Annotated in this window: 14 protein-coding genes; 13 read left to right on the top strand and 1 reads right to left on the bottom strand. The window is 74.1% G+C overall.

All coding sequences use genetic code 11. The features are described from left to right. The first annotated feature begins 53 nt into the window (after positions 1-53). The 13 genes from pyrF to ACFYPR_RS16575 all read left to right on the top strand — a co-directional run bounded on the left by pyrF (position 54) and on the right by ACFYPR_RS16575 (position 15,383). Positions 54-890 carry an orotidine-5'-phosphate decarboxylase gene (pyrF, locus tag ACFYPR_RS16635; RefSeq protein WP_354862960.1) on the top strand — a complete coding sequence of 279 codons (837 nt, stop codon included), beginning with the start codon at positions 54-56 and terminating at the stop codon, positions 888-890. Between the two features lie 178 nt (positions 891-1,068). After that, positions 1,069-1,386, top strand: coding sequence for an integration host factor, actinobacterial type (mihF, locus tag ACFYPR_RS16630; RefSeq protein WP_007458370.1), 318 nt, complete (start codon positions 1,069-1,071; stop codon positions 1,384-1,386). A gap of 25 nt (positions 1,387-1,411) precedes the next feature. Further along, entirely contained in the window at positions 1,412-1,945 is a 534-nt protein-coding gene (locus tag ACFYPR_RS16625) for a guanylate kinase (protein WP_354862959.1), read from the top strand. 64 nt (positions 1,946-2,009) lie between these two features. Further along, complete coding sequence (gene rpoZ, locus ACFYPR_RS16620) at positions 2,010-2,273, top strand: DNA-directed RNA polymerase subunit omega (protein WP_007075826.1); 264 nt, start codon at positions 2,010-2,012, stop codon at positions 2,271-2,273. Positions 2,274-2,287: 14 nt separating this feature from the next. Next, positions 2,288-3,496, top strand: a complete 1,209-nt coding sequence (coaBC, locus tag ACFYPR_RS16615; protein ID WP_387260699.1) for a bifunctional phosphopantothenoylcysteine decarboxylase/phosphopantothenate--cysteine ligase CoaBC — start codon at positions 2,288-2,290, stop codon at positions 3,494-3,496. 87 nt (positions 3,497-3,583) lie between these two features. Continuing rightward, positions 3,584-4,777 carry a methionine adenosyltransferase gene (metK, locus tag ACFYPR_RS16610; protein ID WP_354862956.1) on the top strand — a complete coding sequence of 398 codons (1,194 nt, stop codon included), beginning with the start codon at positions 3,584-3,586 and terminating at the stop codon, positions 4,775-4,777. A gap of 59 nt (positions 4,778-4,836) precedes the next feature. Continuing rightward, positions 4,837-6,804, top strand: a complete 1,968-nt coding sequence (locus ACFYPR_RS16605) for a primosomal protein N' (protein ID WP_355067096.1) — start codon at positions 4,837-4,839, stop codon at positions 6,802-6,804. A gap of 247 nt (positions 6,805-7,051) precedes the next feature. Then, positions 7,052-8,035 (top strand): AAA family ATPase, encoded by a 984-nt coding sequence (locus tag ACFYPR_RS16600; protein ID WP_354857784.1) that lies wholly within the window; start codon positions 7,052-7,054, stop codon positions 8,033-8,035. A gap of 551 nt (positions 8,036-8,586) precedes the next feature. Beyond that, the gene (locus ACFYPR_RS16595) at positions 8,587-11,064 is read left to right on the top strand and encodes an ATP-binding protein (RefSeq protein WP_387260697.1); all 2,478 of its coding nucleotides are present in this window, start codon (positions 8,587-8,589) and stop codon (positions 11,062-11,064) included. Positions 11,065-11,146: 82 nt separating this feature from the next. Beyond that, positions 11,147-12,415 (top strand): cytochrome P450, encoded by a 1,269-nt coding sequence (locus tag ACFYPR_RS16590; RefSeq protein WP_387260694.1) that lies wholly within the window; start codon positions 11,147-11,149, stop codon positions 12,413-12,415. A gap of 45 nt (positions 12,416-12,460) precedes the next feature. Further along, on the top strand, positions 12,461-13,018 hold the full coding sequence (gene def, locus ACFYPR_RS16585) for a peptide deformylase (protein ID WP_354857793.1): 558 nt from the start codon (positions 12,461-12,463) through the stop codon (positions 13,016-13,018). Between the two features lie 5 nt (positions 13,019-13,023). After that, positions 13,024-13,950 carry a methionyl-tRNA formyltransferase gene (gene fmt / locus ACFYPR_RS16580; protein WP_355136414.1) on the top strand — a complete coding sequence of 309 codons (927 nt, stop codon included), beginning with the start codon at positions 13,024-13,026 and terminating at the stop codon, positions 13,948-13,950. After that, complete coding sequence (locus ACFYPR_RS16575) at positions 13,947-15,383, top strand: transcription antitermination factor NusB (RefSeq protein WP_355067101.1); 1,437 nt, start codon at positions 13,947-13,949, stop codon at positions 15,381-15,383. Before fmt ends, ACFYPR_RS16575 begins: the two co-directional genes overlap by 4 nt. 75 nt (positions 15,384-15,458) lie before the next feature. Here ACFYPR_RS16575 and ACFYPR_RS16570 read toward each other — a convergent pair whose 3' ends face one another. Next, on the bottom strand, positions 15,459-16,349 hold the full coding sequence (locus ACFYPR_RS16570; RefSeq protein WP_355136416.1) for a septum formation family protein: 891 nt from the start codon (positions 16,347-16,349) through the stop codon (positions 15,459-15,461). Between the last annotated feature and the right edge of the window lie 32 nt (positions 16,350-16,381).

The raw sequence follows: 16,381 nt of genomic DNA, 5'->3' as shown, positions 1-16,381 counted from the left end.
AACGAGTACGCACCGAGGCGGTCCGCCGCCCGGACGAGAAGGGAAGTGCACAGATGGAGAGCTTCGGCACCCGACTGCACCGGGCCGTCACCGAGCGCGGGCCGCTCTGTGTGGGCATCGACCCGCATCCCGGTCTGCTGGCCCGGTGGGGCCTCGCGGACGACGTCGACGGCCTCGACCGGTTCTCCCGGACCGTGGTGGACGCCCTCGGTGACCGGGTTGCGGTGGTCAAGCCTCAGTCGGCCTTTTTCGAGCGATTCGGATCCCGCGGTGTGGCGATCCTTGAGTCAACTATCCGACAGTTACGAGAAGCCGGTTCGCTCGTTCTTCTGGACGTCAAGCGTGGCGACATCGGCTCAACGGTCAGCGCGTACGCCTCCGCGTACCTTGATCCATCCAGCCCGCTGTATGTCGACGCGGTCACGGCCAGTCCCTACCTGGGAGTAGGTTCGCTGGCGCCGATGTTCGAGTTGGCCGCCCAGCACGGCGGCGGGGTCTTCGTGCTGGCCCTCACCTCGAACCCCGAGGGCGCGGCCGTGCAGCGGGCCCGTACGGCCGACGGGCGGACCGTCGCGCAGACCGTGATCGACGAGATTTCCCAGCTCAACCGGGGTGCGGACCCCCTCGGCAGCTTCGGTCTGGTGGTCGGCGCGACCATCGGTGACACCGGTCATGACCTCTCCGGCGTGGGGGGTCCGCTGCTCGCTCCAGGGCTCGGCGCGCAGGGTGCGGGTGCCGCCGATCTGCGTACCGTCTTCGGTTCCAGCCTCGCTTCGGTGCTCCCGTCGTACTCCCGGGAGGTCCTGTCGGCGGGACCGGACGCGGACGCCCTGCGGGCCGCCGCGGACCGGGTGGCGGGCGAGTGCCGGGCCGTTCTGGCTGCCCGGTGACTGACTGACGGCTCGGTCACTTTGCGATGATCATCGCGCGCCCACGTTGCCGAAAGCTCCGTTGACCGCTAGTTTTCCCCGCGCTGGGAACCACGGACCCCTTGGTTCACAGCGACACCACGTTTCACAGATGCGGCGGTGCGCCCCGCCCGCCGCGATAGGGACCTGAGGAGAACTGGTGCCGCTCCCGTCACTGACCCCCGAACAGCGCGCTGCCGCGCTCGAGAAGGCCGCGGAGATCCGCAAGGCCCGTGCCGAGCTGAAGGAGCAGCTCAAGCAGGGCAAGACCACCCTCGGTGCCGTCCTCGAGCGGGCCGAGAGCGACGACGTCGTGGGCAAGCTCAAGGTTTCGGCCGTCCTGCAGGCGATGCCGGGCATCGGCAAGATCCGGGCTACCCAGATCATGGAGAAGCTCAAGATCGCTGACAGCCGTCGCCTGCGTGGCCTCGGCGAGCAGCAGCGCAAGGCACTGCTTGGAGAGTTCGCCGCCAACTGAACCTGGCAGCGTGTAGAAACAAGCAGTGAGCACGGATGACGAGGCGCGCCCGGCGGCTCGGCTCACTGTCCTGGCTGGACCTTCGGGTTCCGGCAGGGAGAGTGTCGTCGAGCTCGTTCGGGCGCGTTTCCCGTCCGTGTGGATCCCGGTGCCGGCAACGACCAGGCCGCGCCGGGAACCGGAGGTGGACGGAGAGCAACGGGTCTTCCTCGCCCCGGCCGAGTTCGAACGCCGGGTGGCCACCGGAGACCTGCTGGAGTGGTCCCGGATCGGCGCGTACCACCGGGGCACCCTCGACCCGCCGCTGCGCGCCCGGCTCGACGCCGGGCAGCCGGTCCTGCTCCCGCTCGACGTCGCCGGGGCCCGGCTGGTGCGGGCGCGACTGCCCGCCGCGCGGCTGGTGCTGCTGATCCCGCCCGGGCACCGGCCCGACGCCGCCGTGGCCGCCGCCTTCGCGCACACCCTGACGCACGACCACACCGATCGGGTCGCCGACGAGCTGGTAGGCTTACTCGGTTCTTCTTATCCGGATCCGGCCTGGTCGCGTGTACGCGGCTGACGGCCGGCCGCCGTTGAGACTCAGCACCGCGTCCGCGCGGCTCGAAAGACGCAGAGGTTAATTCGTGGGATCCATCGCCAACCCCGAAGGCATCACCAACCCGCCGATCGACGAGCTCCTTGAGAAGACGACGTCGAAGTACGCGCTGGTCATCTTCGCCGCCAAGCGCGCGCGCCAGGTCAACGCCTACTACAGCCAGCTCGGTGAGGGCCTCCTGGAGTACGTCGGTCCGCTCGTCGAGACGACCCCGCAGGAGAAGCCCCTCTCCATCGCCATGCGCGAGATCAACGCGGGCCTGCTCACCGCTGAGCCGACCGACCAGCCGTAAGCCCGCACCCGTCGATGTCCGCCTCGATCGTCCTCGGGGTCGGCGGCGGCATCGCCGCCTACAAGGCGTGTGAGCTGCTGCGACTCTTCACCGAGTCGGGCCATCGGGTCCGGGTCGTGCCGACCGCGTCGGCGCTGAAGTTCGTCGGGGCCCCGACCTGGGCGGCGCTCTCCGGTCAACCGGTCGCCGACGACGTCTGGTCCGACGTGCACGAGGTGCCGCACGTCCGCCTCGGCAAGCAGGCCGACCTCGTGGTGGTCGCGCCGACCACCACCGACCTGCTGGCCAAGGCCGCCCACGGGCTCGCCGACGACCTGCTGACCAACACGCTGCTGACCGCCCGCTGCCCGGTCGTGCTGGCTCCGGCCATGCACACCGAGATGTGGGAGCATCCGGCCACCGTCGCCAACGTCGCCACGCTGCGGGCCCGGGGCGTCCGGGTCGTCGAGCCGGCCGTCGGGCGGCTCACCGGCGTCGACACCGGCAAGGGCCGGCTACCCGACCCGGCGGAGATCTTCGCGGTCGCCCGCCAGGTCCTCGCTCGGGGCGTGTCCGCCCCCGCCGACCTGGCCGGCCGCCGGGTGGTGGTCACCGCCGGCGGCACCCGCGAGCCGCTGGACCCGGTCCGCTTCCTCGGCAACCGCTCCTCCGGCAAGCAGGGCTACGCCTTCGCCCGGTCGGCGGTCGCCCGGGGCGCGCGGGTCACGCTGATCGCGGCCAACGTCTCCCTCGCCGACCCCGCCGGGGTCGACCTGGTCCGCGTCGGCACGACCGCCGAGCTGCGCGAGGCGACCCTCAAGGCCGCCGCCGAGGCCGACGCGGTCGTGATGGCGGCGGCTCCGGCCGATTTCCGACCGGCGACGTACGCGCCTGGCAAAATCAAGAAGTCGGACGACGGCGTCGCTCCCACCATCGAGCTCGTCACGAACCCGGACATCGCGGCGGAGCTCGGCCAGCGCAAGCGACCGGAGCAGGTGCTGGTGGTGTTCGCCGCCGAAACCGGCGACGCGGAGGCCAACGGCCGGGCGAAACTCGCCCGGAAGCGGGCCGACCTGATCGTGGTCAACGAGGTCGGCCCGGACCGGGTCTTCGGCGCCGACACCAACACGGTGACGGTCATCGGCGCGGACGGCTCGGTGAGCCGTCTGCCGGAGCAGGCCAAGGAGGCCGTGGCCGACACCGTGTGGGACCTCGTCGTGGCGCGGCTGGCCAACCGCTCCTGACGGGTGGAACAGCGCGCGACCGACCCCGACACCGGCCGCAGCGGTGACTAGACTGCCGCGGAACGACCTCACACGCTTAGGAGTGCCGTGACACGCCGCCTCTTCACGTCCGAATCGGTCACGGAAGGCCACCCGGACAAGATCGCCGACCAGATCAGCGACGGCATCCTCGATGCGCTGCTCGCCGAGGACCCGCACAGCCGGGTCGCGGTCGAGACCATGATCACCACCGGCCAGGTCCACATCGCCGGTGAGGTCACCACGAAGGCGTACGCCGACATCCCCACCATCGTCCGGCGCACCATCCTCGACATCGGCTACGACTCGTCGAAGAAGGGTTTCGACGGCGCGTCCTGCGGGGTCAGCGTCTCGATCGGCGCGCAGTCCGAGGACATCGCGCAGGGCGTGGACAACGCCTTCGAGCTGCGCACCGGTGCCTCGGAGAGCGCGCTGGACGCCCAGGGCGCCGGCGACCAGGGCATGATGTTCGGCTTCGCCTGCTCGGAGACCCCCGAGCTGATGCCGCTGCCCATCGCCCTGGCCCACCGGCTGGCCCGCCGGCTCGCCGCGGTGCGCAAGGACGGGACCATCCCGTACCTGCGCCCGGACGGCAAGACCCAGGTCACCATCGAGTACGAGGGGCTGCGCCCGGTCCGCCTGAACACCGTTGTGGTGTCCAGCCAGCACGCCGCGGACATCTCGCTGGAGTCGCTGCTCACACCCGACGTGCGCGACTCCGTCATCGCGCCCGAGCTGGAGAGCCTCGGTCTGGACACCGACGGCTACCGGCTGCTGGTCAACCCGACCGGCCGGTTCGAGATCGGCGGCCCGATGGGTGACGCCGGCCTGACCGGCCGCAAGATCATCGTCGACACCTACGGCGGGTACGCCCGGCACGGCGGCGGCGCGTTCTCCGGCAAGGACCCGTCCAAGGTGGACCGCTCGGCCGCGTACGCGATGCGCTGGGTGGCCAAGAACGTGGTCGCCGCCGGCCTGGCCGAGCGGTGCGAGGCGCAGGTCGCCTACGCCATCGGCAAGGCGCACCCGGTGAGCCTGTTCATCGAGACGTTCGGCACCGAGACCGTGCCGGTGGCCTCGATCGAGAAGGCCGTCTCCGAGGTGTTCGACCTGCGCCCGGCCGCGATCATCCGGGACCTCAACCTGCTCCGCCCGATCTACCAGCAGACCGCCGCGTATGGCCACTTCGGCCGGGAGTTGCCGGACCTGTCGTGGGAGAGCACCGACCGGGCCGCCGACCTCAAGTCGGCCGCGGGAGCCTGACCGCCACCAGGCGTAGCGACCGGCGACCCGCGGACGGGTCGCCGGTCGCGCGCGTCTGCGTGGACGTCGCGCTGGCGCACCTGGACCGGCCGTTCGACTACCTGGTGCCGGCCGAACTCGACGACGTGGCGGTGCCCGGCACCCGGGTGAAGGTGCGCTTCGCGGGGCAGTTGGTCGACGGCTGGCTGCTGGCCCGGGCGGACGACTCCGGGCACACCGGCCGGCTCGCCTACCTGGAGAAGGTCGTCTCGCCCGAGCCGGTGCTGGCCCCCGAGATCGCCCGGTTGGCCCGGGCGGTCGCCGACCGGTACGCGGGCAACCTGGCCGACGTGCTCCGGCTCGCCGTGCCACCCCGGCACGCCCGGGTCGAGAAGGAACCCCACGACGAACAGCCCACCCCGACCCCCGAATCCGGTGCTGCCAGCGACGCGGTTGGCCCCGTCGAGCCGGGGGAGGCCGTCGTGCCGGGGGAGGCCGTCGACCCGAGAGGGTGGCGGGACTACCCGACCGGGCCGGCGCTGCTGCGGGCGCTCACCGACGGCCGGGCGCCCCGCGCGGTCTGGTCCGCGCTGCCCGGCGAGAACTGGGCAGCCCGCTACGCCGACGCGGTGGCCGCCACCGTCGCCGGTGGGCGGGGGGCCGTTGTCGTGGTGCCCGACGCCCGTGACCTCGACCGCCTCGACGCCGCGCTGACCGGCGTGCTGGGCCCGGGGCGGCACGTCAGCCTCTCCGCCGCCCTCGGGCCGGCCCGGCGCTACCGGGCGTTCCTCGCCGCCCGGCGCGGGCAGGTGCCGGTGGTCATCGGGACCCGGGCCGCGATGTTCGCCCCGGTGCCCCGGCTCGGTCTCGTCGCCGTCTGGGACGACGGGGACGACCTGCACTCCGAACCCCGGGCGCCCTATCCGCACGCCCGCGACGTGCTGCTCACCCGGGCGCAGCTCGGCGAGGCCGGCGCGCTGGTCGGCGGGTACGCCCGTACGGCCGAGGCACAACTGCTGCTGGAGACCGGCTGGGCCCGGGAGGTAGTCGCCGACCGGGCCACCGTGCGGGCGCGTATCCCGGCCATCGCGCCGACCGGTGACGACCCACAGCTCGCCCGTGATCCCGGTGCGGCCACCGCGCGGCTGCCCAGCCTCGCCTGGACGGCCGCCCGTGACGCCCTCCGGGCGGACCTGCCGGTGCTCGTGCAGGTGCCCCGGCGGGGCTACCTGCCCTCGGTCTCCTGCGCCGACTGCCGTACCCCGGCGCGCTGTGCGCACTGCGCCGGCCCGCTCGCGCTGCCGTCGGCCGGCGGCACCCCCGCCTGCCGGTGGTGCGCCCGGGTCGCCGCCGCGTACGCCTGCCCGCAGTGCGGCGGGCGGCGGCTGCGCGCCGCGGTGACCGGTGCCCGACGTACCGCCGAGGAGCTGGGCCGGGCCTTTCCCGACGTGCCGGTGCGGACCTCGGGACGGGAGGAGGTGCTGACCGACGTGCCCGGCGGTGCGGCGCTGGTGGTCGCCACCCCCGGCGCCGAGCCGGTCGCCGAAGGCGGCTACGGCGCGGTGCTGCTGCTCGACTCGTGGGCCCTGCTGACCCGGGCCGACCTGCGTGCCGGCGAGGAGGCGCTGCGCCGGTGGCTGGCCGCGACGGCCCTGGCCCGCCCGGCGCCGGCCGGCCGGGTGGTGGTGGTCGCCGACGGCGCGCTCGCCCCGGTGCAGGCGCTGCTGCGCTGGGACGCCGCCTGGTTCGCCGGCCGGGAACTGGCCGAGCGCCGCGAGCTGGGTTTCCCGCCGGCGGTGCGGATGGCCAGCGTCACCGGCCCGGCCGAGGCGGTGGCCGACCTGCTCGCCGCGGCCCGGCTGCCCGGCGACGCCGAGGTGCTCGGGCCGGTGCCGGCCGACGAGGGGCGCGAGCGGATGCTGGTCCGGGTGCCCCGGGCGCGGGCCGCCGCGCTCGCCGAGGCCCTGCACTCGGCCGCCGGGGTGCGCACCGCCCGCAAGGCCGCCGATCCGGTTCGTCTCCAGGTCGATCCGCTGAGCCTGTTCTGACCGTTTTCCCAGGGCGCGGCCGCTTTCCCGGGGGGCGCGGCCGGCGGGCGGAAGCCGGCCTGACGGGTGGCGCCCGCACACCGCGTCCGGCAAAGCGCTGGCGCCGAGGTGGTAGCATCGCCCGTCATGCTCGGTCGTACGACGGCCCCAGGTCACGGCACCGCCCGAAGGCGGGCGGGCCGGGAACGCGCCGGTCGGACGCGATGTCGATGATGTCAGGAAGCCGGTTATCAGGGGTGGACCAGTCGTGACCGTTCGACAATCGATCGTCTTCAACGGCGACCTCGGCAGCGGCAAGAGCACCGTGTCGGTGGAGATCGCCAAGCGGCTCGGCATGCGCCGGGTCAGCGTGGGCGACCTCTACCGGGAGATGGCGCAGCAGCGGCAGATGACCGCCCTGCAGCTCAATCTGCACGCCGAGCTGGACCAGGCCGTCGACGGTTACGTCGATCAGCTCCAGCGCGACATCGCCGCCTCCGGCGAGCATCTGATCATGGACTCGCGGCTGGCCTGGCACTTCTTCACCGACGCGCTCAAGGTGCACATGATCACCGAGCCGGGGGAGGCGGCCCGTCGGGTGCTGGCCCGCCCGTCCGGCCCGGCGGAGAGCTACGCCTCGCTGGAGGAGGCGAAGGCCAAGCTCCGCGAGCGCAGCGAGAGCGAGCGCAGCCGGTTCATCGTCCGCTACGGGGTGGACAAGGCACGGTTGCGCAACTATGACCTGATTTGCGACACGACCCGGGCCTCCGCCGCCGAGGTGGTCGAGCACATCATCGCCGCGTACGAGGGCACGCTCGGCGCCGACGTGCTGCGCGACGGCTCGCCGCTGCTGCTGCTCGACCCGGCGCGGATCTACCCGACCGAGGACATCGCGACCCTGCGCGGGCTCTGGGACAGCGAGTTCGTCGGCGACGTGGCCGAGGCCGGCGACGAGTCCCTGGAGCCGCTGAAGATCGGCTTCACCGGCGAGTACTTCTTCGTCGTCGACGGTCACCGTCGGCTCAGCGCCGCCGTCCAGAACGGTTTCTCCCTGGTCCCCGCCCAGCTGGTCGCCGAGGTCGACGAGCCGGTGGTGGGCGGGATGAGCGCCGTGGACTACTTCGCCGCGCACGTGCGCCCCGGGCTGGTCTACGACTGGGAGGCGGCCCACAAGATCCAGTTGCCGCTGCCCGAGCCGGCGCTGCTCGGCGGCGACGCCGTGCTCGCCGCGGACCGGGGCGTCGGCGCCTGAGCCCAGCGCGGAACCGGACCGGCGCGCGGGGTGCGCGCCGGCCCGGCCGTCGGCTCGACCGACGGTTCGCCGCGAGGCGTCAGCCCAGGACCACGCCCGAGGCGCCGACGCCGGCCATGCCGGAGAAGATGTCCTCGTAGTACATCCGCCAGGCACACACCCGCCCGGTGGGGACGTAGCCCGTACACGCCGTCGCGGTGTTGGTGTCGTCGATGGCGGTGTTCGTGCCGGTCGCCCAGACCTGACGGCGATGCGACGCAGCATCGTCGTGGACCGTCGAACGGTCGGGTGTGGACGGATCATCTGGTGCCCCTTCCCCAGGGTTTCGTGGCGCGGGCCGAACCCGCACCAGGGACGGTGGCACGAGACGTCGGTTCAGCACGGCGATCCTGGACGGGACTGGACACCGTCGGACACCGCCGGACGGGGCAGAGGTCCGATGTGGAACTGTCAGACATCGGCCGCCTCCTATCTAGCGGTGTGTGACCGCAACTAGCCTGCCCGTGTCGGCACCCGGGGCGACCGGGTGACCGGTAGGGGGTGGGGGCCGCATGTCCGACCAACGGGTACCGTCCGGCGTTCGTCGAGCACCGCAGGGGCCGCCCGCGGCGTTCGACGTGGCCCGCGGCGGTGTCGAGGCGCAGACCCTGTCAGAGCTGGCCGGCCTGTTGCGCCAGCTGCGCCGCCGCGAAGCCCGGCAGCAGGGGGAGACGCGGCTGACGTACCGGCAGTTGGCGGCGAAGACCGGCTGGTCGCGCGGGATCATCGGGGAGTACTTCGCCGGCCACATCCTGCCCCCGCCGGAGCGGTTCGACGCGCTCATCCGGCTGCTCGGGGCGACCCCCACCGAGCAGGGAGTGCTGGCCACCGCGCGGGACCGGATCGAGGAGCGACGTCGACGTCCGACGCGGGACCACGCGGCCACCGGCCGGGCGGGCACCGGGGCCGTACGGGCCCGCAGCGGCGGCACCCGGGCCGCCCCGACCCGCTTCCCCGTGCCCCGCCAACTGCCCCCGGCGCTGCCCGGATTCGTCGGACGTACCGCCCAGCTCGCCCAGCTCGATGTCGCCTGTGCCGGCCTGGACACCCCCGGCGACGGCGGCCGGGCGCCGGCCGCCGTGGTGACGCTGTCCGGCACGGCCGGGGTGGGCAAGACGACGCTGGCGGTGTACTGGGCGCACCGGGTCGCCGACCGCTTCCCGGACGGCCAGCTCTACGTCGACCTGCGCGGATTCGACTCCACGGGAACGGTGGTGACGACCGTCGAGGCGGTACGGGGTTTCCTGGAGGCCCTTGAGGTGCCGCCCGAACGGATCCCCACCCACCTGCCCGCGCAGGTGGGGCTTTACCGCAGCCTGCTCGCCGGTCGCCGGATGCTGGTGCTGCTGGACAACGCCCGCGATGCCGACCAGGTTCGCCCGCTGCTGGTCGGCAGCCTGACCTGCCTGGTTCTGGTCACCAGCCGCAACCGGCTGGCCGGCCTGGTCGCCACCGAGGGCGCCCGGCCGGTCGGCGTCGAGCTGCTCAGCGCCGCCGAGGCCTGGCAGCTGTTGGCCCGGCGGCTCGGCGCCGACCGGTTGGCGGTCGAGCCGCAGGCCGTGGACGAGATAATCGAGCGATGTGCGCGGCTGCCGCTGGCCCTGGCGGTGCTCGCCGCGCGGAGTGCGGCGAATCCCGCCTTCTCCCTGGCCACCCTCGCCGCCGAGTTGCGCGCGGCGCCGCGCCCGCTGGACTCCTTGGACGGTGGCGACGCCGGCACCGACGTGCAGGCAGTCTTCTCCTGGTCGTACCGGAGCCTCACGCCCGCGGCGGCACGGCTGTTCCGGCTGTTCGGCTGTCACCCCGGCCCGGACATCGGGGTCGCCGCGGCGGCCAGCCTGGCGGGGCTGCCCCGGGAGCAGGTGCCCCGACTGTTGGCGGAGCTGGCCCACGCCCATCTGGTCAGCGAGCACGCCCCCGGCCGGTTCGGCGCGCACGACCTGCTCCGGGCGTACGCCGCCGAGCAGGCCGACCGACTCGAGCCGCCCGAGGCACGGCGGGCCGCGATCCGGCGCGGGCTGGACCACTACCTGCACACCGCGCACGCGGCCGCGCTGCTGCTGCAGCCGGGGCGCGATCCGGTCGCACTGGCGGCGGCCCCACCGGGTGTGGCGCCCGAGGAGATCACCGACCACGCGCAGGCGCTCGACTGGTTCACCATCGAATACCCGGTGCTCCTGGCGGCGGTCGCGCACGCGAAACGTGCCGGTTTCGACGGTCACGCCTGGCAGCTCGCGTGGACGCTTGTGGACTTTCTGCAACGCCGGGGGCGGTGGCCGGATCTGGCCGTCGCCCAGCGGACCGCCCTGGCCGGGGCGCGGCGCGCGGGGGACCGACTCGGGCAGGCGAACGCCCACCGCGACCTCGCCCGGGTGCTGTCCCGGCTGGGCCGGGTGGACGAGGCGGCGAGCAACTACCGGCAGGCCCTGGCGCTCTTCGGGGCGCTGGGTGACCACACCGGGCAGGCGCGTACCCACCGGGCGTTCGGCGCGATGCTCGACGGCCTCGGCCGGTACGCCGAGGCGCTGGACCACGTGCGGCGGGCTCTCGCGCTGTACCGGGACGCCGGCCATCTGGCCGGGGAGGCCAGCGCCCGCAACGCGGTGGGTTGGGCGCACGCCCAGCTCGGCCAGTACCGCCCGGCGCTCGCCCACTGCGAGCAGGCGTTGGCGCTGCTGCGCCGGACCGGGGACCGGCACGGTGAGGCGAACACCTGGGACAGCCTCGGCTTCATCCACGCGCGGCTGGGCGACCACCGGGAGGCGGTCCGCTGTTACGGGCGGGCGCTGCGGCTGTACCGGCGGATCAGCGACCGCTACGACGAGGCGGAAACCCTCTCCCGGCTCGGCGAGAGCCGGCACGCGGCGGGGGACCCGGCCGGCGCGGCGCGTACCTGGCGGCGTGCCCTGGGCATCCTCGACGACCTCGGTCACCCCGACGGCGAGCGGGTCCGCGCCCTGCTGAGCCGGGCGGCAACCGCCCCGGGCTGACGCGCGTGCCGGGCGGGGGATGCCGGCTGCCGGCGGCACCGGGATGATGGAGCCTCCGACGCATCGACGGGGGAGGCCAGCCATGGATGCTGCCGAGGCGCTCACACTGCTCATGTCGCCGCAGGGACGCGTCGATCCGTACCCGACGTACGAACGGCTGCGCTCGCACGGCCCGGTGGTGCAGGCGTTGCCCGGCATGTACGTGGTGACCGGCTACCCGGAGGTCGACGAGCTGCTGCGCGACCCCCGGCTCGGGGTGCTCGACGACGCGCTGCGGGACCAGGTCTGGCCGAACTGGCGGCAGAGCCCGGCGATCACGTCGATCGCCCGGTCCATGCTGCGTACCAACCCGCCCGATCACAGCCGTATGCGCCGACTCGCCGCCGGCGCGTTCAGCCCGCGTCGGATCGCCGGGATGCGCGACGTGGTGCGCGCCCAGGCCGAGGAACTGCTCGACGCGATGATTGCCCGCGCCTTTGACGGCGAGCCGATCGACCTGCTGGCCGACTTCGCGTACCCGCTGCCGGTCGGGGTGATCTGCGCGCTGCTCGGCGTGCCGGCGCAGGACCGGCCGCTGTTCCGCCGCTGGGCCGGCGACCTGACCGGGGTGCTGGAGCCGGAGATCACCACCGAGGAGCTGGCCGTCGCCGACGCGGGCGCCGCCGAGCTGCGCGACTACTTCGTCGAGCTGATCGTCGCCCGACGCCGGGCACCGGCCGATGATCTGACCACCGCGCTGGTCCAGGTGCACGACGCCGACGGCGCCCGGCTCGCCGGCGACGAACTGCTGGCCAACCTGGTCGTGCTGCTGGTCGCCGGCTTCGAGACCACCACCAACCTGCTCGGCAACGGCCTGGTGGTGCTGCTGCGCCACCCCGAGGCCGCCTCGGCGCTGCGCGTCGACCCCGGGCTCGCCCCGGCGTACGTCGAGGAGCTGTTGCGCTACGACTCCCCGGTGCAGCTGACCACCCGGACGAGCACCGCGCCGGTGCGCTGCGGCGGGCTCGACCTGCCGGCCGGCAGTACGGCGCTGCTGCTGCTCGGCGCGGCCAACCGCGACCCGCGCCGGTTCCCCGACCCGGGGCGCTTCGATCCGACCCGCGAGCAGGCGCACCCGCTGTCCTTCGGCGCCGGCCCGCACTACTGCCTCGGCGCCGGCCTGGCCCGGCTGGAGGCGCAGCTGGCGTTCCCGATGCTGCTGCGCCGTCTGCCCGAGCTGGCCCTGGCGGGGCAGCCTCGGCACCGGACCCGCCTGACCCTGCGCGGCTACGAGAGCCTGCCCGTGACGCTGGGCACACCGGCGGTGGCCGATCGAGGTACGCCGGCCGGGGCGCTCGGGAGCACTCCGTAGACTGGTACGGCACCGCTCGCCCGCCTGATGAAGGAGCCGTCCCGCGTGACCGTCCAGCCCATCCGTCTTTTTGGGGATCCGGTGCTGCGCACGCCGGCCGATCCGGTGGTCGACTTCGACGCCGAGCTACGGCGGCTCGTCGCCGACCTCACCGACACGATGCGTGAGCAGAACGGCGCCGGCCTGGCCGCGCCGCAGCTCGGTGTCAGCCTGCGGGTGTTCGCCTTCGACGTCGACGACGTGCTCGGGCACCTGGTCAACCCGGTGCTGGAGTTCCCCGACGAGGAGGAGCAGGACGGCCCCGAGGGCTGCCTGTCCATCCCCGGGCTCTACTTCGACACCAAGCGCCGGCAGAACGTCATCGCCAAGGGCTTCAGCTCGTTCGGCGACCCGATGCAGATCGTCGGCACCGGCCTGATGGCGCGCTGCGTGCAGCACGAGACCGACCACCTCGACGGGGTGCTCTTCCTGGACCGACTGGACCCGGAGGGGCGCAAGGAAGCCATGAAGGCGATCCGCCAGGCCGAGTGGTACGACGCGGCGGCCCCGCCCACGGTCAAGCTCAGCCCGCACATCAGCGACCCCTTCGGTCTGGGTCGGTGACCCGGATGCGTGTGATCTTCGCCGGTACGCCGGCGGTGGCCGTGCCCGCCCTGGCCGCCGTCGCGGCCTCCCGGCACGAGCTGGTCGCCGTGGTCACCCGGCCCGACGCGCCCGCCGGGCGGGGGCGTGGCCTGTCCCGCTCCCCGGTCGGCGCGTGGGCCGACGAGCACGGCGTCGAGGTGCTGACGCCGGCCCGCCCCCGCGACCCGGAGTTCCTCGACCGGCTGCGCGAGCTGTCCCCGGACTGCGTGCCGGTGGTCGCCTACGGCGCGCTGGTTCCGCCGGCCGCCCTGGAGATCCCCCGGTACGGCTGGATCAACCTGCACTTCTCGCTGCTGCCCGCCTGGCGGGGCGCCGCGCCCGTGCAGCACGCCGTGCTGCACGGCGACGAGCTGACCGGTGCCAGCGTCTTCCAACTGGAGCAGGGCCTGGACACCGGCCCCGTCTTCGGCACCCTGACCGACGAGATCCGCCCCGGCGACACCTCCGGCGACCTGCTGGAGCGGCTCGCCGACTCCGGCGCCGGGCTGCTGGTGGCGGTGCTCGACGCGATCGCCGACGGCACCGCGCGGGCCGAGCCGCAGCCCGCCGACGGGGTGTCGCTGGCGCCGAAGCTGACCGTGGAGGACGCCCGGGTGCGCTGGGGTGACCCGGCCTTCGCGGTGGACCGGCGGATCCGCGCCTGCACGCCGGCCCCGGGCCCGTGGACGACCTTCCGGGACGAGCGGGTGAAGCTCGGCCCGGTCGCACCGGTGGCCGACGGCCCGGACCTGAAACCGGGGGAGTTGCTGGTGGAGAAGAACCGGGTGCTGGCCGGCACGGCCACCGTGCCGGTGCGCCTCGGCGAGGTCCGCGCCGCGGGTAAGCGCGCCATGGCGGCCACCGACTGGGCGCGCGGCGTCCGCGTCAGCGCCGGCGAGGGTCTCGCGTGACGGCCCCGGAGGGGACGCGTCCGTTCCGAGGCGGTTCGTCCGCCGGCCGCGGCGGCGACCGCCGGCCGACCCGGCCGCCACTGGACCGGCCACGACGCGTGGCGTACGAGGCGGTGGCCGCCGTGCACCGCGACGACGCCTTCGCCAACCTGGTGCTGCCCACCATCCTGCGCGAGGAGGGGCTGTACGGCCGCGACGCCGCGTTCGCCACCGAGCTGACCTACGGCACCCTGCGCCACCTCGGCACGCTCGACGCGATCCTCAGCGACGCGTCCGGGCGGGACGTGGCCCGCATCGACCCGCCGGCGCGCGACGCGCTGCGGATCGGGGCGTACCAGCTGCTGCACACCCGGGTGCCTCCGCACGCCGCCGTGTCGTCGACCGTGGACCTGGTCCGCTCGGTCGCGCCGGGCGCCGCCGGGTTCGCCAACGCGGTGCTGCGCGAGGTGTCCACCCGCGACATCGACGGGTGGGTGGCCAAGCTCGCCCCGCCGATCGAGACCGACCCGGTCGGGCACCTGGCGCTGGCGTACAGCCACCCGCAGTGGATCGTGCGGGCCTTCTCCGAGGCGCTCGACGGCGACCTGGGCGAGACCGCCCGGCTCCTGATCGAGGACAATGAGCGTCCCCCGGTGCACCTGTGCGCCCGTCCCGGCCTGATCGACCCGATCGAGCTGGCCGACCAGGTCGGCGGCGCGCCCGGCGCCTTCTCGCCGTACGCCGTCTATCTTCCCGGCGGCGCCCCGGGCGACGTGCCGGCGGTGGTCGACGGTCGCGCCCACGTCCAGGACGAGGGCTCCCAACTCGTGGCCGCCGCGCTCGCCGACGCGCCGCTGGACGGCCCGGACGGGCGCTGGCTGGACCTGTGCGCCGGTCCGGGCGGCAAGGCCGGCCTGCTCGGCGCGTTGGCCGCGCAGCGCGGCGCCCACCTGACCGCCGTGGAGGTGGCCGAGCACCGGGCTCGGCTGGTGTCCCAGGCGACCCGGGGTCTGCCGGTGACCGTGGTGGCCACCGACGGTCGTGAGGTCGGCGCGGACCCGAAGCTGCCGGAGGGCCACTTCGACCGGGTGCTGGTGGACGCCCCGTGCACCGGGCTGGGCTCGCTGCGTCGCCGGCCCGAGTCGCGCTGGCGCCGCCAGCCCTCCGACCTGCCGCCGTTGACCCGGCTGCAGCGGGAGTTGCTGGGCGCCGCGCTGCGGGCGGTCCGACCGGGCGGGTTGGTCGCCTACGTCACCTGCTCGCCGCACACCGTCGAGACGCACGTGACGGTCACCGAGGCGGCTCGCCGCAGCGGCGTGTCGGTGGACTTCGTCGACGCCCGACCGCTGCTGCCGGCCGGCATGCCCGGCCTGGGCGACGGCCCCACCGTGCAGCTCTGGCCGCACCGCCACGGCACCGACGCGATGTTCCTCGCCGTCCTGCGCAAGGGCTGACAGCCGCCCCGCGCGAGGGCTGAACGCGACACCGCACCCGGCCGAGCCGGCCGGGTGCGGTCGTGCCGGCCGGAATCAGGTGACCGGGAGGCCCTTGGTGCCGGCGTTCTTCAGCGAGCGGGTCAGGTCCCGGTCGCTGATCCAGAGGAAGCACTGCACGCCGCGGTTGCCGTTGCGCCACTCCTGCTCGTACGGCTGGTAGTAGATCGTTCCGGCGCGGAAGTCGAGCTGCGAGTTGTCGGGCACCTTGGCGTACTTGGCCGTCACCGACTGGCACGCCCGGTGGGTGCGCTTGGTGGTGCGGTTGAACTCCGCGTAGCTGATGTCCGGGGCCTGCCAGATCCCGACGAACTCGGCGTGGTGCTTGGCGGTGCAGGACACCGCCACCATCTCCTCGATCTTGTCCTTGTCCAGCTTGGGGTTGAAGCAGCGGTAGGCCAGCGGCGACGCGCCGGTCAGGGCACCCCGCAGGCTGCCGGTGCGCAGGTCGACGGCGGTGTCGTCGATGCTGGCGATCTCGGTGACGTCACAGCGGTACCAGCGGGCCCCGCCGGCCCAGGCGGCCGGCGAGGGCAGCACGACGGCGAGCCCGAGGCGCCCGGAGCGCCAGTCGGCACCGACGGCCTTGTTGACCTCCGTCTCGCAGCCGGCCTGCGCGGCCCGCATGCCCACCGAGCCGGGCGGCGGAGGTGTGCCGCGTTCGGTGCCGGGGCCGGTGAGCGTGCCGACGTGCAGGGTCTCCACCCGGTGCGACTCGGCGCACTCCATGGGGTTGTAGCCGCTGAGGAAGCCGACCTGCTGGGAGGAGTGGTGGCAGACGCCGGCGGCGGGGACGAACTGCTGCGCCACCACGGGCGCCGGCCAGTCGTCGATGAGGTCACGGTCGACTCCGGCGGGTGCGCCACAGCCGGTGAGCGCCAGGGCCACCACCGCGCCCCCGGCAATCGCCGTCAACCACCGTCGCATCGTCGACCTCCCGCCGCTGGTGACCTCCGGAC

This window comes from Micromonospora sp. NPDC005254 (assembly GCF_042872525.1).
Lineage (GTDB): Bacteria > Actinomycetota > Actinomycetes > Mycobacteriales > Micromonosporaceae > Micromonospora.
Note: the sequence above shows the minus strand (reverse complement) of the source record. Positions and strands in the feature narration are given on the sequence as shown.

Bases quoted from the DNA above. Each gene is read 5' to 3' on its own strand.
- pyrF (WP_354862960.1), top strand. From the start codon at position 54: ATGGAGAGCTTCGGCACCCGACTGCACCGGGCCGTCACCGAGCGCGGG.
- fmt (WP_355136414.1), top strand. From the start codon at position 13,024: ATGCGTGTGATCTTCGCCGGTACGCCGGCGGTGGCCGTGCCCGCCCTG.
- ACFYPR_RS16570 (WP_355136416.1), bottom strand. From the start codon at position 16,349: ATGCGACGGTGGTTGACGGCGATTGCCGGGGGCGCGGTGGTGGCCCTG.
- coaBC (WP_387260699.1), top strand. From the start codon at position 2,288: ATGTCCGCCTCGATCGTCCTCGGGGTCGGCGGCGGCATCGCCGCCTAC.
- ACFYPR_RS16590 (WP_387260694.1), top strand. From the start codon at position 11,147: ATGGATGCTGCCGAGGCGCTCACACTGCTCATGTCGCCGCAGGGACGC.
- ACFYPR_RS16595 (WP_387260697.1), top strand. From the start codon at position 8,587: ATGTCCGACCAACGGGTACCGTCCGGCGTTCGTCGAGCACCGCAGGGG.